Here is a 20,177-nt window from a genome sequence, read left to right as displayed (position 1 = left end):
ACCGGCACACCATGAGCGAACTGCAGGTCACGCAATGTCCCTACTGCAAGACCCACTTCCGTCTGTCTCAGGAGCAACTGAGTGCCGCAGCCGGTAACGTGCGTTGTGGTGCCTGCCTGAAAGTATTCAATGCACTGAATACCGGCCCGGCGCACAGTCCCGCCCCAACCCCCATCGAACGCCACAACGCTGCAGGCGAGTTGCTGATTCACGATGACCTGGAACTGGACGAGCTTGACCTTGAAGCTCTAGGGCTCGACGAGTCCATCGTCGAAGAGGTTAACCCTTCACTTTCGGCAAACCGTGATGACGAACCGCTGAGTGCAGAGGAGAGCGAGACCGGTCTCAAGGCAACAGATGACGATTTCTTGGCTGATGACCAGCCGATGAGCCTTGCCGAAACGGCGCAGCCGCCGGATCAGGCAGAGCAACACGCGCGCGACAGCTGGGACGCTGACGACTTTGACCTGCATGAGGACTTCATCGCCACGCCCCCGGCGCGCGATATCCAGCCACATCGCGAGCCAGTGCCTTTTGTCTCCGGCCCGGAGTCAGACACGCCCGCAGAAGCCACCCCGCCACCAGCCCGTCTGCTGCCGCTACAGGACACCACCGGCCCCGGCGGCATCTTCCTGCGCGACCGCCCTGCCGCCATCTCGGATGATGACGGGTACGCTGATGCGGAAGCTGGCCTCACCGCCAGAGACGAACCCGAGATCGATGAAGCTGAACTCGACGATACGCTGGACGCGAGCACCGAATCGCGCAGCGAGCCGAGACTGGACGACAACCTGACTCTGCCAGACCTGGATGACGAACCGCTGCTGCTGGATGAACCCGCGCGTCCCGCCCGGCACCGTCGCCACAACTGGATATGGACGCCGCTGTGCCTGCTCGCCATCGGCGCGCTGTTGACGCAAATCGTCACCTACAACCTCGAAGCCTGGGCGCGCGACGAACGCTGGCGCCCCACACTGGAAGGCATTTGCCTGGTTACCGGCTGCGAACTGCCGGTGCGGGTCGACATCAGCCAGGTACGCAGCAGCAACCTGCTGGTTCGTCCGCATCCGGAATTTCCCAACGCGGTGGCCATCGACGTAATCATCTACAACCGCGCCGCCTACCCACAACCTTTCCCGGTGGTGCGCATGCTGTTCACCGACAATCGCGGCAACAGCGTCAGCGAGAAACGTTTCCGCCCGGAAGAATACCTTGGCGGCGAACTGGCTGGCCGCAACCTGATGCCGCCACAAACCCCGATCCACATCGCCCTGAGCATGGTCGCCCCCGGCCCGCAAGCGTCCAGTTACAACCTCGATTTCCTCAGTCCCTGAGCGCCGCAGCGCAGTGCTGCGCCTAGACGCAATCAGCCAATTAGTCAATGCAAAGCTGTACAAAAAACAGCCAGATCAGTCTTTAACCGGTCATGCTTTGCAGGTATCATTACCGCCCTTTTTCACACTTCTTCTGCGACTGAGCCAAGCGTTCGGCGCCGCAGAAGTGACTCCGCAGAACAGAAACCGGGCAAGCGACCGGATAGTACAGGGATGGACCTGGCAGTGCTCAGCATCGGACCTTACCAACTACCGAATCCCGTCATTCTGGCCCCCATGGCCGGCGTTACCGATCAGCCGTTCCGGCAGCTTTGCCGTCGCCTGGGCGCCGGACTGGTGGTCTCGGAAATGGTTACCAGCGACACCCGCCTGTGGAATAGCCGCAAATCCCAGCTACGCCTGAACCACACCGGCGAGCCAGAACCCCGCTCGGTGCAGATTGCCGGTGGCGATCCGCAGATGATGGCGGAAGCCGCACGCATGAATCAGGACTTTGGCGCGCAGATCATCGATATCAACATGGGTTGCCCCGCCAAAAAAGTCTGCAACAAGGCAGCCGGCTCAGCCCTGTTACGCGATGAAGCCCTGGTAGCGGATATCCTTGAAGCCGTGGTGGCAGCAGTGCAGGTACCGGTCACCCTGAAAATCCGCACCGGCTGGGATCCGCAGAACCGCAACGGTGTAAGCGTGGCACGCATCGCCGAGGCCAGCGGAATCCAGGCACTGGCCGTTCACGGCCGCACCCGTTCAGAGCTGTATACCGGCCAGGCCGAATACGACACTATTGCCGAGATCAAACAGGCCATCCGCATCCCGGTCATCGCCAATGGCGACATCACTACGCCGCAAAAAGCGCATCAGGTATTGCAGCAGACCGGCGCCGATGCCGTGATGATCGGCCGCGCAGCCCAGGGACGACCCTGGATTTTCGGCGAAATTGATCACTATCTACGTACCGGCACCACGCTGCCCGAGCCCGACTTGAACACCCAACACGGCATCCTCAGCGAGCACTTGGTGGCCCTGCACCAGTTTTATGGCAATGAACACGGCGCGCGCATCGCGCGCAAGCATGTGGGCTGGTACCTGCAGACCCTGCCCGGTGCTGGCGAATTCCGCCGCAGTTTCAACGCCATCACCTGCGCAGAACAGCAACACCTGGCCATCAATCAGTATTTCAGCCGCTTGCTGGAAGGAGATCTGGCAGCATGAACCTCGAACCCTCTACCTTTTTTGACGGAAATCCCACCGTGAGCGACAGCAGTCCATCCACGCTTCCTGCCACCGGCAGCGACGAAGCCCGTAACCCGCGCCCCCTGCGCGACAGCGTAGAAGAAGCGCTGCAAAATTATTTCCAGCACCTGGAAGGCCAGGACGTCACCGACGTCTACAACATGGTGCTGTCCGAGGTCGAGGCGCCGCTGCTCGAAAGCGTCATGAACTACGTCAAGGGCAACCAGACACGTGCCTCGGAAGTCCTAGGGCTTAATCGTGGGACACTACGCAAGAAGCTCAAACAGTACGGACTGCTCTGACCCACAAACCGGTTGCGGCGACTGGCCGCAGCCGGCCACAGCACATCGAATACCCATAACCTTGAAACTGGATCCAAGATGACCGACCAAACCACTCGCCTGCCAGTACGCCGCGCCCTGATCAGCGTGTCCGACAAGACCGGCGTTGTCGAATTCGCCCGCGAACTCAGCGCACTGGGTACTGAAATTCTGTCCACCGGCGGTACCTTCAAGCTACTCCGCGAGCAGGGTATTGCCGCAGTTGAGGTCGCTGATTACACGGGTTTTCCAGAGATGATGGACGGTCGCGTAAAAACCCTGCATCCAAAGATTCATGGCGGCATTCTGGGTCGCCGCGAACTCGATGGCGAAGTCATGCAGCAACACGGCATCCAGCCGATCGACATGGTTGTAGTCAACCTGTATCCCTTCGCGGCCACCGTGGCCAAGCCCGACTGCAGCCTGCCTGATGCCATCGAGAACATCGACATCGGCGGCCCGACCATGGTCCGCAGCGCTGCCAAGAACCACAAGGATGTTGCCATCGTGGTCAACGCCAGTGATTACAACGGCATTGTGCAAGCGCTCAAAAGCGGCGGCCTGACTTACGCCCAGCGCTTTGACCTGGCGCTCAAGGCATTTGAGCACACCGCCGCGTACGACGGCATGATCGCCAACTACCTCGGCACCATCGAGCAGAGCCGCGATACCCTGAGCACCGAAGAGCGCAGCGCTTTCCCGCGCACCTTCAACAGCCAGTTCCTCAAAGTACAAGACATGCGTTACGGCGAGAACCCGCATCAAGCTGCCGCCTTCTACAAGGAAGCCGCGCCAACCGAGGCTTGCATCGCCACCGCCGTGCAACTGCAAGGTAAAGCGCTGTCGTACAACAACGTGGCCGATACCGATGCTGCGCTTGAATGCGTAAAAAGCTTTACCAAGCCGGCCTGCGTCATCGTCAAGCACGCCAACCCCTGTGGCGTAGCGGTCGTTCCCGATGCCGACGGCGGTATTCGCCAGGCCTATGAGTTGGCCTATGCCACCGACAGCGAATCGGCTTTTGGCGGCATTATCGCCTTTAACCGCGAGCTGGATGGCGAAACCGCCGCCGCTATCGTGGAGCGTCAGTTTGTTGAAGTCATCATCGCGCCACGCATCAGTGCTGCCGCCCGCGAAGCGGTCGCCGCCAAAGCCAACGTACGTCTGCTCGAATGCGGCGAGTGGGCGAGTGAGCGCGCTGCCGACTGGGACTTCAAGCGCGTCAACGGCGGCCTGCTGGTACAGAGCCGCGATATCGGCATGATCACCGCCGATGACCTCAAGGTCGTCACGCAGCGCGCCCCGACCGAGCAGGAAATCCACGACCTGGTGTTTGCCTGGAAGGTCGCCAAGTTCGTCAAGTCCAACGCCATCGTCTACGCCAGCCAGCGACAGACCGTGGGTATCGGCGCCGGCCAGATGAGCCGTGTCAACTCTGCACGCATTGCGGCTATCAAGGCCGAGCACGCCGGATTACAGGTTCAGGGTGCGGTCATGGCGTCGGATGCCTTTTTCCCGTTTCGTGACGGCATCGACAATGCGGCCGCCAATGGCATCAGCGCAGTTATCCAGCCTGGTGGTTCAATGCGCGACGCTGAGGTAATTGCCGCTGCGGACGAAGCCGGCATGGCCATGGTATTTACCGGTATGCGCCACTTCAGACACTAATAGCGAGCAACAAGCAACAAGCTGCAAGCTGCAAGCAGGAATCGGCCCCGGCCAAACCGCTTGTAGCTTGCAGCTTTTGGCTTGCTGCTCTCTCCAAAGGAGAGATAAATGAACGTATTGATCATCGGTAGCGGCGGCCGTGAGCATGCCCTGGCATGGAAAGTGGCGCAAGATGAGCGCGTCGAGAAGGTATTCGTTGCACCGGGCAATGCCGGCACCTCTATTGAAGCCAAGTGCGAAAACATCGCCATCGATGTGCTGGAGCTGGACAAGCTGGTCGCCTTTGCCCGTGACAACGTCAGTTTGACAATTATCGGCCCAGAGGCCCCGCTGGTCGCTGGTGTGGTCGACCGCTTCCGCGACAACAACCTGCCCTGCTTCGGCCCAACCGCCGGCGCCGCACAGCTGGAAGGCTCCAAGGCCTTTACCAAGGATTTTCTTGCCCGCCACCGGATCCCCACGGCGAACTACCAGAACTTTACCGAAATCGAACCGGCACTGGCCTACCTGCAGCAGACCGGCGCACCCATCGTCATCAAGGCCGACGGCCTGGCCGCAGGCAAGGGCGTGATAGTCGCCATGACGCTGCAGGAAGCCGAAGATGCGGTACGTGACATGCTGGCCGGTAATGCCTTTGGCGACGCGGGTTCCCGCGTTGTGATCGAGGAGTTTCTCGACGGCGAAGAAGCCAGCTTTATCGTCATGGTCGATGGTGAACACGTACTGCCCATGGCCACCAGTCAGGATCACAAGCGCGTCGGTGATGCCGACACCGGCCCCAATACCGGCGGCATGGGCGCCTACTCGCCCGCCCCCGTAGTGACGGATGCCGTGCACCAGCGCGTGATGGATCAGGTCATCTGGCCAACCGTGCGCGGCATGGCTGCCGAGGGCAATACCTACACCGGCTTCCTCTACGCCGGCCTGATGATCGATACCGCCGGTAACCCCAAGGTTATCGAGTTCAACTGCCGCTTTGGCGACCCGGAAACCCAACCAATCATGCTGCGCCTGCAGTCCAGCTTGGTTGAGCTGATCGAGGCGGCCGAAGCCGGCACCCTGGATCAGATCGAAGCCCGCTGGGATCCACGTCCAAGCCTGGGTGTCGTTCTGGCCGCAGGTGGCTACCCCGGCGACTATGCCAAGGGGCTGCCCATCAGCGGCCTGCAAGACGCCCAGGCAGCGGATGGCAAAGTGTTCCATGCCGGGACGGCCTTGGCCGACGGCGAGGTTGTTACCAGCGGCGGACGTGTGCTTTGCGCCACAGCGCTGGGCGCTGACGTATATGACGCCCAACAGGCGGCCTATCGTCTGGCCGAGAAAATTCATTGGGACGGCATCTTCTATCGCAGTGATATTGGGTATCGAGCCATCGACAGAACGTAGCAACACCGGGCCAGCCGGGACAGTTCGCTGTCCCGGCTGGCCCATTTCAGCGGTACCGGCCTTGGTCTATACTGGGGCGGCTTCTGGTTGAAACGGCAGCACCTCAGTATCACCGCCCAAGGACAGGACAACACCAATTGTGAAGCACTTTAGCTCGCTGATGCTCGCCCTTCTGACGGGCCTGGCCTTCACTCTCACGAGCTGGACGACTCTGGCCGAAAGGGGCGCCCCCGACTACAAGACGTTCGTTGATCCAGGCGGCCAGCTTGAACTTGCCGACATCCTCTCCAACCGCTATGCCAACCGTTTCATACCCGCTCCCGACACGCCATTGACCGTACCCGGAAACAACGCAGTACTCTGGGTTGAACTCTCTATCGATGACGTTCAGGACAAGCTGCTCACCCTAAGTAACCCCGCTATTGCCGAACTCACGGTTTATCGCCTGACCCAGCATACGGCGATACCGCTGTACCAGACCGGTGCCAGCGCACCCGCAGCGGACCGCCCCCTACCCTACCGCGGCTTCGCCCTGCCACTTGCCAAGCTGCCCACTAACAGTGCGACGCTGCTGGTACGCCTGCAAAACGATTACCCCTTAAGCACTCGTATCAACGTAGTTGACGTGCGTAGCGCTGCCATGCAACACGATTTGCAACAGAGCGTGCAGGGGATCCTCATCGGCTTGCTACTCGCGCTCTGCCTTCACTGCGTACTGCAAGGCACCCTTGGGCGCGACCCCTACCACTTGTTATTGGGTGCTATCAGCCTGATTCTGGCCGTCAGTAACCTCGACAACCTGAGCTGGGCCGGCAACAGCCCGTTGACTCTGCACGGACACCTGGCCCAGTTGCTGTTTCTAACAGCCTACCCACTGCTGGCCCTCCTGCTACTCAGCCGCCTACCGGCTCAATCGCTCAAGAGCCATCGCCGAATAATCGTTGGGGTGAGCCTTGCCAGCGCTGCAACCCTATCTATCGCCGGCGTGTTTCCAGCTCAGTTCAACCTGGTATCCGACCTGCTGCGAATCGGCATACCGCTGTTCGGCCTCGGACTGGCATTGTACTTTCGCCTCAACGGCACTGCCTTTAATCGCCCCTTCTGCATAGGCCACCTGCTGCTGCTCTGCAACGTTGCAGCAGACCGTTACTTTAGCGGCCTGCCCTCAGGTAGCTATCTGGCCGATACGCTACTCTGGGGCGCGCTGGTCGCCTACAGCTGGAGTCTGTACCGACGCCTGCAAGGCCGACTGAGCACGCGCATCCGCCAGCGCCAGGACATAGCCACCGCGCATGCCGAACAACGAGCCAAGGCAGAGTTTCTCGCCCGAATCAGCCATGAGATACGCACTCCGATGAACGGTGTGCTGGGGATGAGCGAGCTGCTGCTCGATACCGCACTGTCTGCCAAACAACGTGACTACGTGCAGACCATCCATGGTTCAGGTAATGACCTGCTTAATCTGATCAACGAGATCCTCGACGTGTCGCGCCTGGAGTCAGGCCAACTGGTGCTGGAAAAGGTGCAGTTCGACCTGCACGCGCTGATCAATGACTGCATGGACATTTACCGCGCCCGCGCAGAAAGCCAGGGTGTCGAATTGATTGGCTTTGTGCATCCCGATGTCGCGCGCACCCTGCAGGGCGACCCCACCCGACTACGGCAGATTCTGATGAACCTGCTGGCGAACGCGTTGCAGTACACCGACGAAGGTGAAGTGGTGCTGGTAGTAGGCCTCGACCGCAAGAACGGTAGCCAGCAACTGCGCTTCGCCATTCAGGATACCGGCGGCGGCATGCCGCAGGAAGCACGCGACAGCCTGCTCAGCAGCAACCTGAGTACCACACGTCTGCTGGAACACACCGACAGTGACGGCCATCTGCCACTCGTCATCGCACGCCAACTGGTGGTCATGATGCAGGGACAGCTAGGCGTCAAGTACGGCAGCGACAAAGGCACAACCATCTGGTTCACGCTGCCCGCCACTAACCTGGATAACAGCAACGTCGCCGACACCAGCGGCCGCTGCCTGCAGGATCGCAACGTGCTGATCGTCGATGACAACGCCACCTGCCGCAAGGTTCTGCAACAACAGGCAGCTGCATGGGGTATGCGCACGCAATGTGCAGCCGGTGGCCGAGAAGCGCTTGCCATGCTCCGCACGCAAGCCAACCTTGGCAGCCCCTTCGATATCCTGTTGCTTGATCAGTCGATGCCAGGCATGAGCGGCGTCGAGCTGGCCAGCCGGATCAAGGATGATCCGGTCCTATCCAGCGACCTGCTAATCATCATGCTGACCGGTATCAATCAGGTACCTAGCCGCGTTATTGCGCGCAATGCTGGCATTCGCCGCATTCTCAGCAAGCCAGTTGCCGGCTACACCCTGCGCACGACTCTGATCGACGAGTGGAACCAAGTGCGCAATGAAAACGCGGAAGTCGCAGTCGAGTCTGAGTTATCCGCACCAACATCATCCGACAGCGACGACTTTCGCGTGCTGGTGGCCGAGGACAATGCCATCTCGACCAAGGTTATCCGAGGCATGCTGGCCAAGCTCAAGGTAGCCGTTAGTAGTGTTGATAACGGCAAGCGCGCCCTGGAGGCGGTGCAGCAGGAGCAGTTTGACCTGGTGCTGATGGATTGCGAAATGCCGGAAATGGATGGGTTTACCGCAGCGGAACAGATCCGCGCTTGGGAGGCACACAGCGGCACCCAGGCCGTACCCATCATTGCGCTGACCGCCCATATATTGCCGGAACACCGTGAGCGGGCACGCAAGGTCGGCATGAATGGGCATATGGCCAAGCCCGTTGAGCTGAACCAGCTACGCGAGCAAGTGCAGCACTGGCGCGACCAAAAAGCCGGCAACCGCGTTAGTCTGCCCTGACCAGCACCGGAGACGGCACTGTGGCACAGCCAGCCGCGGCAGCATACTGACTCAGCAGCAGGGAAAGTACGGATACATAGGCGCGCATGGTCTACCTCCAGTAGGAGCATCCAGTCAAGGCGCCGACGGCGATTGCCATCAGCTACCACGTCAGACTAGTGCAACTGACCCGGGCCGGCCATTAGCTATTTCCAATCACGCCCATAGCTCGGAGCTTTAAGCACTGCAGCGCCGCTCGCCGGTCAGCGCGGCGGACGACTGCCCTTGCGGCCGGGCTTGCGCGCAGCACCGGTTTCTCGTGGCGGCAGACCTGTGTGCTGAGTAAGAACCCTGCCTGCCTTCTTGCTACCAACCGGCGTGGAATTCTTGCGCCGCGCACTCTGGTAACCTTCTACTGCCGGCTGAAAGGTCGGAATCAACTGCTGCTTGCCGTTGCCGATCAGATCGCTGCGCCCCATGTCCTTGAGTGCATCACGCAGCAACGGCCAGTTCTTTGGATCGTGGTAGCGTAAAAACGCCTTGTGCAAACGCCTCTGCCGATCACCCTTGACGATATTTACGCCATCGCTTTTGTAGGTCACCTTGCGCAGCGGGTTTTTGCCAGAATGGTACATAGCTGTCGCGGTCGCCATAGGTGACGGGTAGAAAGCCTGCACCTGATCCGCACGGAAGCCGTTGCGCTTGAGCCAGAGTGCCAGATTCATCATGTCTTCATCGGTGGTACCCGGGTGGGCCGCAATGAAGTAAGGAATCAGATACTGCTCCTTGCCAGCTTCCTTAGAGTATTTCTCAAACATCTGCTTGAAGCGGTCATAGGAACCTATGCCAGGCTTCATCATCTTGGTTAGCGGACCATCCTCGGTGTGCTCCGGTGCAATTTTCAGGTAGCCGCCCACATGGTGGGTCACCAACTCCTTCACATATTCAGGAGACTCCACCGCCAGGTCATAGCGCAAACCAGAGGCAATCAAAATCTTCTTCACGCCCGGCAATTCGCGCGCCTTGCGGTACAGGCCGATCAGGGATGAATGATCGGTATTCAGATTTTCGCAGATCCCAGGGAAGACACAGGACGGCTTGCGACAGGCAGCCTCAATCTCCGGGCTCTTGCAGGCGATCCGATACATATTGGCGGTAGGGCCGCCCAAATCGGAAATCACCCCAGTAAAACCCGGAACCTTGTCGCGAATCTCTTCGATCTCACGAATAATCGAGTCGTGCGAGCGATTCTGGATGATCCGCCCTTCGTGCTCGGTAATCGAGCAGAAGGTGCAACCGCCAAAACAGCCACGCATGATGTTCACCGAGAAACGGATCATGTCGTAGGCCGGTATCTTGGCATCACCATAGGCCGGATGCGGAATGCGCGCATAGGGCAGGCCAAAAATGTAATCCATCTCTTCGGTCGACAATGGGATGGGTGGCGGCGTAAACCAGACATCCCGGTCGCCATGGCGCTGTACCAGTGCCCGTGCATTACCCGGATTGGTCTCCAGATGCAGCACACGGTTGGCATGGGCGTAGAGCACCGGATCACCCTTGACCTTGTCGAACGACGGCAGGCGAATCACCGTACGATCACGTTCCAAGCGCGGGTGTGGCAGCAGCTGCACAACCTGCACGTCATTACCCGCGGCCTCCTCGGCCGGCCCCTTGGCTTGCTCGACCGCACAGGCACTAGTGTCCTGAGTATTGACGTAGGGGTTGATGATCTTGTCGATCTTGCCGGGTCGGTCAATGCGGGTCGAGTCGAGCTCGAACCAGCCCTGCGGCGTGTCGCGACGCACAAAGGCGGTACCGCGAATGTCGGTAATCTCGGTGATTGACTCGCCGCGACTCAGTCGATGGGCCACCTCGACCACGGCGCGCTCGGCGTTGCCGTACAGTAGGATGTCTGCCTTGGCGTCGATCAGCAGCGAGTGCCTCACCTTGTCCTGCCAATAGTCGTAATGCGCAATGCGGCGCAGCGAGGCCTCGATGCCCCCCAACACAATAGGCACATCCTTGTAGGCTTCGCGGCAACGCTGGCTATACACCAGACTGGCACGATCCGGTCGACTGCCGCCCTTGCCACCGGGCGTATAAGCATCGTCGGAGCGCACCTTGCGGTCAGCGGTATAGCGGTTGATCATCGAGTCCATATTGCCAGCAGCCACGCCGTAGAACAGGTTCGGCTTGCCGAGCTTCATGAAGTCGTCTTTGCTCTGCCAGTCGGGCTGACTGATGATACCGACGCGGAACCCCTGCGCCTCCAGCAAGCGGCCGATGATCGCCATCCCAAATGACGGATGATCTACATAGGCGTCGCCGGTGACGATAATGATGTCGCAGCTGTCCCAGCCCAACTGATCCATTTCTTCCCGGCTCATGGGCAGGAAAGGCGCAGGACCAAAGCACTCGGCCCAGTAACGCGGAAAATCAAACAGTTGCTGCTTGGCCACCGGAATGGTGATCGACATGGGTTACTCCAGATCCCCGTAGCCGGCATAAGAGCCTGGCGCCAGGTTTTCAAAACGGGTGTATTTGCCCAGAAACGCCATGCGTGCAGTGCCGATAGGCCCGTTACGCTGCTTGCCGATAATCAGTTCGGCAATACCCTTGTCCTGCGTATCAGGGTGATAAACCTCATCCCGATATACGAACATGATGACGTCGGCGTCCTGCTCGATCGCGCCTGATTCACGCAAATCCGAGTTGATGGGACGCTTGTTCGGCCGCTGCTCCAGCGAGCGGTTAAGCTGCGACAGGGCGACCACGGGGACGTTGAATTCCTTGGCCAATGCCTTGAGCGAGCGCGAGATTTCCGAAATCTCGTTGGTGCGGTTTTCCGAGGAGGCGCCGCCGATGCGCATCAACTGCAAATAGTCGATCATGATCAACCCGAGATCGCCGTGCTCACGCACCACACGCCGCGCACGCGCACGCATTTCCATCGGCGACAGACCGGCGGTATCGTCGATAAACAGCTTACGGTCATTCAGCATGTTGACCGCCGACGTCAACCTCGGCCAATCCTCATCGTCCAACCGACCGGAGCGTACCTTGGTCTGGTCAATGCGGCCTAGGGACGACAACATACGCATGATCAGCGAGTCACCTGGCATCTCCAGCGAGAACACCAGTACCGCTTTCTCACTACGCATGACGGCGTTCTCGACTAGATTCATCGCGAACGTAGTCTTACCCATGGAAGGACGGCCGGCGACAATGATCAGGTCAGCAGGCTGCAAGCCGGAAGTCATATTATCGAGATCAGTGAAACCGGTGGACAGGCCCGTGATAGAGCCTTCACTGTTGAACAGGGTATCGATGCGGTCAATCGCTTTGGCAAGCAGAGCATTGACGCCTTCCGGACCGCCGGTTTTTGGACGGCTTTCGGCAATCGAGAAAATCTTGCGCTCTGCCTCGTCCAGTACTTCGCTGGACTGCATGCCCTTGGGATTGAACGCAGTGTCGGCAATATCGGTACTCACGCTGATCAACTGGCGCAGTGTCGAGCGCTCACGGATGATCTGTGCATAGGCACTGATATTGGCAACCGATGGGGTGTTTTTTGCCAGCTGCCCCAGATACGCCAGGCCACCTACCTGATCATTGAGGCCTTCCTTGTCGAGGTCCTCCGCCAGGGTAACCACATCGAATGGCTGGTTACGTTCGGCCAGACGTTTCAATGCCTTGAAAATCAAACGGTGATCGTGCCGATAGAAATCACTTTCGGTCAGCAGCTCGGCTACCCGCTCCCAGGCCGTGTTTTCCAGCATCACGCCACCCAGCACGGCCTGCTCGGCCTCAATGGAGTGTGGTGGAATCTTCAACGCAGAGGTCTGCAGATCCAGCTCGGGACGTTCTGAGTAAAGCGATTCAGTCATGGGCTTGGGCTCGAGACGGCATAGGCACAAACAACAACACGGCGCCTGTCCGAGACAAGCGCCGTGTTGACAAGTCTAACTGCAAAGCGCCGCTAAATCACCCGAGGCATAGAAGCCCGAGTGCAGCGCTGCAGCCGCTGTTAACCAGCGACGACGATCAGCTTGACGGTAGTTTCTACATCGCTGTGCAGTTGCACAACAACGTCGAACTCACCGACGTTACGCAGCGGACCTTCAGGCAGACGAACTTCGCTCTTCTCGAGCTCAACGCCAGCCGCGGTAACTGCGTCAGCGATGTCACGAGTACCGATGGAACCAAACAGCTTACCTTCTTCGCCAGCGTTGGCGGTGATGGTAACCGACAGCTCAGCCAGCTTAGCGGCGCGCGCGTCGGCTTCGCCTTTCTTCTCGGCTGCGATTTTTTCCAGTTCGGCGCGGCGCGCTTCAAAAGCTTCTACGTTGGCTGCAGTAGCCGGAGTAGCCTTGCCAAAAGGCAGCAGGAAATTGCGAGCGTAACCAGCCTTTACGGCGACCTTGTCGCCCAGGTTACCCAGGTTCGCGATCTTTTCGAGCAGGATAACTTCCATTGCGATGACCTCTTAAATTCAACCTTGACCGTTTGACTCGTCGTCATCACCTACACCGGACACCGGTGCCAGACGGGAGCGAAAATCAAACAGACTATCAATAAACGCCAAAAGCATAATCAGGGGTACAAGCATCTGCGCGGCAATCACCAGTGCAACATACATGACGATCAACCAGGCTACGCTCGCCTGCTTGATGCCAACCACGCCATGCACCAATGCAATTCCGGCCACCAACAGCGGCACCGTTGCGACCGGCGCCAGCATGGCCATAGAACCAAACTGCGGCCCCAGAATCGCCAGTAATAGCAGAGTAACAGCCATCCAGCCCTTGAGCCGCAACCGGTGAAACTCCTCGCGGAACCCACCCGGGTTGAACAGCCTGGCTTGCCAGGCGCGCGCCATGATCAGACTGGCCAGCGCCATAACAGCGTGTACAGCACCAGTCAGGCCGGCCAGTATTGGCAACATCAGACCCTGTAAACGAGCCATATCGGCCTCGCTCAGATCTTTGCCCAGCTCGCCCAGCACCTGCGGCATCACCTTTTGCAGCTCAGTAGCCAACGCGACCATGGGTTCGTTCAGCAGCGCCAACAGCAACAGCGCGTAAACCAACCCAAGTGGTGCGGCAGCCAGCGCTACCCATTGCCAATTGCTGCGCTCACGCAGCAAACCGGCCAGTAGCGCTGTACCCAGCAGCAATAGCAACGGTGTTGGATCGCCCAGCATGGCCCAGGCCAATGCGGGCAAACCACCCCAAACTGCTACAGGCAGCCCTTCAGAAAGGCCGCGGCGCAAAATAATCAGCGCCAACACTACTGCACCGAACCAGAACAGCAGCGGAATTGCGACCGACAAACCAACCACGAGGGTTGCCTGTCGACGGCCGCGCATTATGTATTCCGCCAAGCCCTGCATCTGAATCCGTATTCCCGATTACTTACTTTTGGCTACCAATCAACGACCGTGGCCGTCGGTGTAAGGCAGCAGAGCCAGGTAGCGGGCGCGCTTGATAGCAACAGCCAGCTGACGCTGATACTTGGCCTTGGTACCGGTAATACGGCTTGGAACGATCTTGCCGGTCTCGGTGACATAGGCTTTCAGAGTGTTGAGATCCTTGTAATCGATCTCTTTAACGCCTTCAGCGGTGAAACGGCAGAACTTTCTGCGACGGAAAAAACGTGCCATGGCAGCGTCTCCTTAATTCTGGAATGTGAACTGGGAAAACTTACTCGTCGTCACCGTCATCGGTGTCGTCGCTGTTGTCAGCGTCATCGTTGGAGCTGTTGTCGTCGTTGTCATCGCTGCGCTCACGACGCTCACGACGCTCACCACGACCACTCTCTTCGGACTTGAGCATGTCGGACTGTTCAGTCACCGCTTCATCGCGACGCATTACCATGTTGCGGATAACGGCATCGTTGTAGCGGAAGTTTTCAGTCAGTTCTTCCAACGCTTTGGCGCTGCACTCTACGTTCATCAGGATGTAGTGTGCCTTGTGGATCTTGTCGATCGGGTAAGCCAGTTGACGGCGCCCCCAATCTTCCAGACGGTGAATCTTGCCGCCGTCTTCTTCGATCAGCTTGGTGTAACGCTCAACCATCGCGCTAACCTGCTCGCTCTGGTCTGGATGAACCAGAAAAACGATTTCGTAATGACGCATAAAAGCTCCTTACGGGTTATAGCCAGCCACCCAAATATGGTCTGGCAAGGAGTGGAACATAGGGTTTGGGGCGGCCATTCTAGTGAAGGCGCCCTATAGAGGCAAGTTAAATGGCGATTATTTGCACAAAGCGTGCCTTGCGGCCAAACGAGGGAACAGAAATCAGGCGGGCAGGCGCTGACGCACCGCCTCGAACAGGCAGACGCCGGCTGCCACAGACACATTCAGACTGCTGACCGCGCCGGCCATCGGCAGGCGCGCGAGGTAGTCGCAATTCTCCCGGGTCAAACGACGCATACCGGCGCCTTCGGCCCCCATGACAATCACCGTCGGAACCTTCAGATCCAGCTCGTAGATGTACTGCTGGGCTTCGCCGGCGGTACCAACCACCCACAGGCCGCGTTGCTGTAACTGCTTCAGCGTGCGGGCCAGATTGGTGACCGCTACCAGGGGCACGGTCTCAGCCGCACCGCAAGCGACCTTGCGCACCACCGGCGTCAGGCTGGCGGAGCGATCCTTGGGCACAATAACCGCCTGCACACCGGCAGCATCCGCACTACGCAGACAGGCTCCCAGGTTGTGCGGGTCGGTGACACCATCGAGCACCAACAGCAAGGGTACCGAATCCAGGCGGTCGAGCATGTGCGTGAGCATCTCTTCAGACCACACCTGACTAGCCGTGACCTCCGCCAGCACGCCCTGATGCACACCATCGCACAACTTGTCGAGCTCATCGCCTGCCAGCCGTTGCACGGAGGCGCCCGCAGCGGTGGCTTGCTCAAGCAATTGCTGCTGGCGATCGTTCAATCTCCCCGACTGCAACAGCACCCGCTTTACCCGCTTGGGATTACGCTCCAGCAGTGCCTGCACAGCATGCACACCGAAAACCTGCTCCAGATCACTCATGCCGCACTCTCACTACTTTGACTTGCGCTTGCGCGGCCCGCGCGGGCCGCCATCGGACTTGTTACCGGCAGGTTTGCGTGGAGCCGGCTTGGCTGCCGAAGCACCCGACTTAGCAGGCTTGCGGGCTGAGCCCGAAGCCGACTTGCCGGGAGAGTTGCGACTACCGCTCTTGCCCTGTTTTTTTCCATCGCCGGCAGCTTGGCGCGCCTCGGCGAGCAGCTTTTCGCGCACAGCGCGACTAGCTGAAACCTTGCGGTCAGGCTCAGGCTGCTGTTGATCTGTGGCCATCTCGAAGTCGATCTTGCGATCATCCAGATCAACCCGCGCAACCTGCACCCGCACCGGATCACCAAGGCGGAACTTGCGTCCGGAACGCTCCCCTGTCAGGCAATGGTGCACGGCGTCGAAGTTATAATAATCTGCGGGCAGTGCGGTGATATGCAGCAGACCTTCAACATAGATATCGGTCAGCTCAATAAACAGGCCGAAACTGGTGGCCGCAGTAACCAGACCGTCAAAGGACTCGCCCACCCGATCCTGCATGAACTCGCACTTGAGCCAGCTGACCACATCGCGTGATGCCTCATCCGCACGGCGTTCGTGCTGCGAGCACTGCTCACCCAGCTCGGCCAGGCGCGCGTGATCATAAGGGTAGATCTTTGCCTTCGGCATGACCGGGGCGCCGCAGCGCTTGACCAGATCGGTCGTACGCCGCGAGCGAATCACGCTGCGAATGGCCCGGTGCGTCAGCAGATCAGGGTAACGGCGAATGGGCGAGGTGAAATGCGTATAGGCCTCGTAATTCAAACCAAAGTGGCCCGCGTTATCCGGACTGTAAACCGCCTGACTGAGCGAGCGCAGCATTACAGTTTGAATCAATTGCGCATCAGGGCGGCCTTGCACCTTGGCCAACACTGCACTGTAATCCTCCGGAGTGGGGTCGCCCTTCTTGCGAGTCAGACTCAGGCCCTGCGCATTGAGGAACTGACGCAGCCGCTCAACCTTCTCCGCCTGCGGCGCGTCGTGCACGCGATACAGGCCCGGCAACTCCAGATCTTGCAGGAACCGAGCAGTAGCGACGTTGGCGCTGAGCATGCACTCTTCGACGATCTTGTGTGCATCGTTGCGCGTGGTCGGCTTGATCTCGACCAGTTTGCGATCATCGCCAAACACCATGCGGGTTTCGGTGGTTTCAAAATCAATCGCACCGCGCCCCTGGCGCGCCTTGGCCAAAGCCTTGTAGAGCTCGTACAGGTTTTCAAGGTGCGGCACGACTTCGCTGTATTCGTCACGCAGCGCCTTGCCTTCACGCGTGCGGCCATGCTCCAGCATGGATGACACCTTGTTGTAGGTCAGGCGCGCGTGCGAATGAATAACCGCTTCGTAAAACTGGTAGTCGGTGAGCTCGCCCGATTTGGACAGCGTCATCTCACACACCATGGCCAGACGGTCAACGTGCGGATTCAACGAGCACAGACCGTTGGATATCTCCTCCGGCAGCATCGGAATTACCTGGCTCGGAAAATACACCGAGGTGCCACGCAGCTCGGCTTCCTGATCCAGCGCCGATCCCACCGGCACATAGTGGGACACATCGGCAATCGCGACATACAGCTTCCAACCACCGGAAAACAGACGCCAGCCGCTGGCCTTGTGCGGCTCACAGTAGAGCGCGTCATCAAAATCGCGAGCGTCTTCACCATCAATGGTAACCAATGGCAAATGGCGCAAATCAACCCGCTTCTGCTTGTCCTTTTCCTCAACGTACTCTTTTAACTTGGCGGCTTCGTCTATGACCGCCTGTGGCCACTCACTGGGGATATCATAGCTGCGCAGGGCCACTTCGATTTCCATGCCAGGGGCCATATAGTCGCCCACCACTTCAATCACTTCACCCTGAGCCTGACGGCTCATCGTCGGCCACTGGGTAATACGCACTTCGGCGTATTGGCCGTGCTTGACGCCCATGCTCGCACCCGGCGGGATGAGTACGTCCTGATTGATCTTGGCGTTATCAGCCACCACAAAGCCGATGCCATTCTCTTCGTAATAGCGCCCAACCAGAATTTCGTGGGCACGCTCAAGCACCTCAACCACAGCGCCTTCGCTGCGACCGCGACGGTCGACGCCGGTTACGCGGCCCAGTACGCGGTCACCGTCAAACACCAGACGCATCTGGGACGGGCCGAGGAACAAGTCCTCGGTACCCTCGTCAGGCACTAGAAAGCCAAACCCATCGCGATGGCCCTGCACGCGACCGCGGATCAGGTCGAGCTTGTCTACCGGTGCGTAAGCGCCCCGGCGCGTGTAAATCAGTTGCCCATCGCGCTCCATGGCGCGCAGGCGGCGACGCAGTGCTTCAATGCTATCCTCATCCTGCAGATCGAACTCCTGCTGCAGCTGAGCGCGCGTCGCGGGCGCGCCACGGGTCTCGAGCAGTTGCAGGATGAGTTCACGACTGGGGATGGGGTTATCGTATTTCTCTGCTTCGCGCCGGGCTTCCGGATCCTGCTGGATCCATTCATTGGTCATGGAAGTGGCCTGGGAAGATGATGTAGATTTGCTCGACGGCTTGGCCGAGACTTTGGATTGATCTTTTTTCGTCATAGACGCCTATTGAACCGCGAATCAAGTCTGTATGCACCTGTTTCCTCCAACAAATTTTTTTTATCGTCAGGGGTTTACAAGATCATTCTGGCTACGTAATATTCGCGCCGTCAGCACGAAACGGCAGCGACAAGAACCACAGGTTCAGCATAGCAGCAGTTTCAGATGGCGCGCCCAGGTGGTGAAATTGGTAGACACGCTAGCTTCAGGTGCTAGTGGCCTTACGGCCGTGGAAGTTCGAGTCTTCTCCTGGGCACCAATTCAAAAAAACCGAGCTTATGCTCGGTTTTTTTATGCCTGCAACAATCTATTTTCACTTAAACGCCATAACAACGCCCATTACCATCATCCGTATCAACAAAATCAGGGCATGAAAAAGGCGCCCGCAGGCGCCTTTTTTTACCGCCAACCTATCAGGACTGAAACACCTGCCGCAGGATAACCGTCTCGTTGCGGTCAGGGCCGGTCGAGATTAGATCGATAGGCGCCCCCACCAACTCTTCGATGCGGCGAATATAGGCCTGCGCGTTGGCTGGCAGCCCTTCCAACGTCTTAACCCCCAGCGTGGATTCACTCCAGCCCGGCATGTCCTCGTAGACTGGCTCCAGCCCGATGTAGCTGTCAGCATCGGTAGGCGCTTCGATCACATCCCCATGCTCGTTGCGATAGCCAACACAGATACGAATCACATCCAGACCATCCAGCACGTCCAGCTTGGTCAAGCATAGCCCGCTGATGCTGTTGATCTCGATTGCACGGCGCAAAATGATCGCATCAAACCAGCCACAACGTCGCGCACGCCCAGTAGTGGAACCAAACTCGTGACCACGCTCAGCCAATCGCGCACCCACGGCATCGAACAGCTCGGTCGGGAACGGACCGGAACCCACGCGGGTGGTGTAAGCCTTGGTAATACCCAGAACATAGTCTAGGTAAAGGGGGCCGAAACCAGAGCCGGTGGCGGTGCCGCCGGCCGTGGTATTGGAGCTGGTAACGAAGGGATAAGTACCATGATCGATATCGAGCAGTGAACCTTGCGCGCCTTCAAACATGATATTGGCACCTTCGCGGCGCAACTCGTGCAAACGAGCCGTAACGTCGGTCATCAACGGAGCCAGCCACTCAGCGTAGCCCAAGGCCTCATCCAGCGTTTTCTGGAAGTCGACCGGCTCGACCTTGTAATAATGCTGCAGGGCAAAGTTGTGGTAATCCAGCACCTCACCCAACTTGGCGGCAAACCGCTCACGATGGAATAGATCAGCAACGCGCAGACCTCGACGAGAAACCTTGTCTTCGTAGGCGGGCCCGATACCGCGACCAGTGGTGCCAATCTTGGCTTCACCGCGGGCCTTCTCACGCGCCTGATCCAGCGCAACGTGGTACGGCAGAATGAGCGGACAGGCCGGACTTATGCGCAGGCGCTCACGCACCGGCACGCCTTTGGCTTCGAGCTGACCCAGCTCCTTGAGCAGCGCCTCAGGCGAGAGCACAACACCATTGCCGATGAAACACTGTACGTTGTCACGCAAAATCCCGGACGGAATCAGGTGCAATACGGTTTTTTCGCCATCGATGACCAGCGTGTGGCCCGCGTTATGACCACCCTGATAGCGCACTACGGCGGCTACCTGATCGGTCAACAGGTCAACGATCTTACCCTTGCCCTCATCGCCCCACTGGGTACCCAGGATGACAACATTCTTACCCATGTTCAGCC

General features: G+C 58.9%; 15 protein-coding genes and 1 tRNA gene. 7 read left to right on the top strand and 9 right to left on the bottom strand.

The annotated features are described in order from the left end of the window. Positions 1–11 precede the first annotated feature (11 nt). The 6 genes from V7747_RS09310 (at position 12) to V7747_RS09285 (ending at position 8,828) form a co-directional block, all read left to right on the top strand. Entirely contained in the window at positions 12–1,334 is a 1,323-nt protein-coding gene (locus tag V7747_RS09310) for a zinc-ribbon and DUF3426 domain-containing protein (RefSeq protein WP_335615759.1), read from the top strand. A 219-nt stretch (positions 1,335–1,553) separates the two neighbouring features. Then, on the top strand, positions 1,554–2,546 hold the full coding sequence (dusB, locus tag V7747_RS09305; protein ID WP_335615816.1) for a tRNA dihydrouridine synthase DusB: 993 nt from the start codon (positions 1,554–1,556) through the stop codon (positions 2,544–2,546). Further along, the gene (fis, locus tag V7747_RS09300; RefSeq protein ID WP_092285260.1) at positions 2,543–2,869 is read left to right on the top strand and encodes a DNA-binding transcriptional regulator Fis; all 327 of its coding nucleotides are present in this window, start codon (positions 2,543–2,545) and stop codon (positions 2,867–2,869) included. Before dusB ends, fis begins: the two co-directional genes overlap by 4 nt. Positions 2,870–2,947: 78 nt before the next feature. Further along, the gene (gene purH, locus V7747_RS09295; RefSeq protein WP_335615758.1) at positions 2,948–4,555 is read left to right on the top strand and encodes a bifunctional phosphoribosylaminoimidazolecarboxamide formyltransferase/IMP cyclohydrolase; all 1,608 of its coding nucleotides are present in this window, start codon (positions 2,948–2,950) and stop codon (positions 4,553–4,555) included. 108 nt (positions 4,556–4,663) lie between these two features. Then, complete coding sequence (purD, locus tag V7747_RS09290; protein WP_335615757.1) at positions 4,664–5,941, top strand: phosphoribosylamine--glycine ligase; 1,278 nt, start codon at positions 4,664–4,666, stop codon at positions 5,939–5,941. A gap of 139 nt (positions 5,942–6,080) precedes the next feature. Beyond that, positions 6,081–8,828 (top strand): response regulator, encoded by a 2,748-nt coding sequence (locus tag V7747_RS09285; RefSeq protein WP_335615756.1) that lies wholly within the window; start codon positions 6,081–6,083, stop codon positions 8,826–8,828. Positions 8,829–9,070: 242 nt separating this feature from the next. Here the strand turns inward: V7747_RS09285 and V7747_RS09280 are convergent, their stop codons facing one another. The 8 genes from V7747_RS09280 to rnr form a co-directional block, all read right to left on the bottom strand. Then, positions 9,071–11,287, bottom strand: coding sequence for a YgiQ family radical SAM protein (locus tag V7747_RS09280; RefSeq protein ID WP_335615755.1), 2,217 nt, complete (start codon positions 11,285–11,287; stop codon positions 9,071–9,073). Between the two features lie 3 nt (positions 11,288–11,290). Beyond that, complete coding sequence (gene dnaB / locus V7747_RS09275) at positions 11,291–12,697, bottom strand: replicative DNA helicase (RefSeq protein ID WP_335615754.1); 1,407 nt, start codon at positions 12,695–12,697, stop codon at positions 11,291–11,293. A gap of 140 nt (positions 12,698–12,837) precedes the next feature. Then, entirely contained in the window at positions 12,838–13,284 is a 447-nt protein-coding gene (rplI, locus tag V7747_RS09270) for a 50S ribosomal protein L9 (RefSeq protein WP_335615753.1), read from the bottom strand. Between the two features lie 18 nt (positions 13,285–13,302). Next, on the bottom strand, positions 13,303–14,178 hold the full coding sequence (locus V7747_RS09265; protein ID WP_335615752.1) for a hypothetical protein: 876 nt from the start codon (positions 14,176–14,178) through the stop codon (positions 13,303–13,305). A 63-nt stretch (positions 14,179–14,241) separates the two neighbouring features. Continuing rightward, positions 14,242–14,472, bottom strand: coding sequence for a 30S ribosomal protein S18 (gene rpsR / locus V7747_RS09260; protein ID WP_083723771.1), 231 nt, complete (start codon positions 14,470–14,472; stop codon positions 14,242–14,244). A 40-nt stretch (positions 14,473–14,512) separates the two neighbouring features. Continuing rightward, positions 14,513–14,947 (bottom strand): 30S ribosomal protein S6, encoded by a 435-nt coding sequence (gene rpsF / locus V7747_RS09255; RefSeq protein ID WP_092285277.1) that lies wholly within the window; start codon positions 14,945–14,947, stop codon positions 14,513–14,515. A gap of 162 nt (positions 14,948–15,109) precedes the next feature. Then, positions 15,110–15,853 (bottom strand): 23S rRNA (guanosine(2251)-2'-O)-methyltransferase RlmB, encoded by a 744-nt coding sequence (rlmB, locus tag V7747_RS09250; RefSeq protein WP_335615751.1) that lies wholly within the window; start codon positions 15,851–15,853, stop codon positions 15,110–15,112. 12 nt (positions 15,854–15,865) lie between these two features. Next, positions 15,866–18,385 (bottom strand): ribonuclease R, encoded by a 2,520-nt coding sequence (gene rnr / locus V7747_RS09245; protein WP_335615750.1) that lies wholly within the window; start codon positions 18,383–18,385, stop codon positions 15,866–15,868. A 247-nt stretch (positions 18,386–18,632) separates the two neighbouring features. Between rnr and V7747_RS09240 the strand changes: the two genes are divergently transcribed. After that, positions 18,633–18,719 (top strand) — tRNA-Leu (locus V7747_RS09240). 154 nt (positions 18,720–18,873) lie between these two features. On the opposite strand, the gene V7747_RS09235 is transcribed toward V7747_RS09240, so the two are convergent. Next, positions 18,874–20,169 carry an adenylosuccinate synthase gene (locus V7747_RS09235; protein WP_335615749.1) on the bottom strand — a complete coding sequence of 432 codons (1,296 nt, stop codon included), beginning with the start codon at positions 20,167–20,169 and terminating at the stop codon, positions 18,874–18,876. Positions 20,170–20,177: the final 8 nt, after the last annotated feature.

Source organism: Halopseudomonas sp. (assembly GCF_036960865.1).
Taxonomy (GTDB): Bacteria; Pseudomonadota; Gammaproteobacteria; order Pseudomonadales; family Pseudomonadaceae; genus Halopseudomonas.
This window is presented reverse-complemented; position numbering and strand designations above follow the sequence as displayed.

What these genes read in the sequence shown, in the direction of transcription:
- V7747_RS09310 (WP_335615759.1), top strand. Translation starts at nt 12, where the DNA reads ATGAGCGAACTGCAGGTCACGCAATGTCCCTACTGCAAGACCCACTTC.
- fis (WP_092285260.1), top strand. Translation starts at nt 2,543, where the DNA reads ATGAACCTCGAACCCTCTACCTTTTTTGACGGAAATCCCACCGTGAGC.
- purH (WP_335615758.1), top strand. Translation starts at nt 2,948, where the DNA reads ATGACCGACCAAACCACTCGCCTGCCAGTACGCCGCGCCCTGATCAGC.
- purD (WP_335615757.1), top strand. Translation starts at nt 4,664, where the DNA reads ATGAACGTATTGATCATCGGTAGCGGCGGCCGTGAGCATGCCCTGGCA.
- V7747_RS09280 (WP_335615755.1), bottom strand. Translation starts at nt 11,287, where the DNA reads ATGTCGATCACCATTCCGGTGGCCAAGCAGCAACTGTTTGATTTTCCG.
- dnaB (WP_335615754.1), bottom strand. Translation starts at nt 12,697, where the DNA reads ATGACTGAATCGCTTTACTCAGAACGTCCCGAGCTGGATCTGCAGACC.
- rplI (WP_335615753.1), bottom strand. Translation starts at nt 13,284, where the DNA reads ATGGAAGTTATCCTGCTCGAAAAGATCGCGAACCTGGGTAACCTGGGC.
- V7747_RS09265 (WP_335615752.1), bottom strand. Translation starts at nt 14,178, where the DNA reads ATGCGCGGCCGTCGACAGGCAACCCTCGTGGTTGGTTTGTCGGTCGCA.
- rpsR (WP_083723771.1), bottom strand. Translation starts at nt 14,472, where the DNA reads ATGGCACGTTTTTTCCGTCGCAGAAAGTTCTGCCGTTTCACCGCTGAA.
- rpsF (WP_092285277.1), bottom strand. Translation starts at nt 14,947, where the DNA reads ATGCGTCATTACGAAATCGTTTTTCTGGTTCATCCAGACCAGAGCGAG.
- rlmB (WP_335615751.1), bottom strand. Translation starts at nt 15,853, where the DNA reads ATGAGTGATCTGGAGCAGGTTTTCGGTGTGCATGCTGTGCAGGCACTG.
- rnr (WP_335615750.1), bottom strand. Translation starts at nt 18,385, where the DNA reads ATGACCAATGAATGGATCCAGCAGGATCCGGAAGCCCGGCGCGAAGCA.
- V7747_RS09235 (WP_335615749.1), bottom strand. Translation starts at nt 20,169, where the DNA reads ATGGGTAAGAATGTTGTCATCCTGGGTACCCAGTGGGGCGATGAGGGC.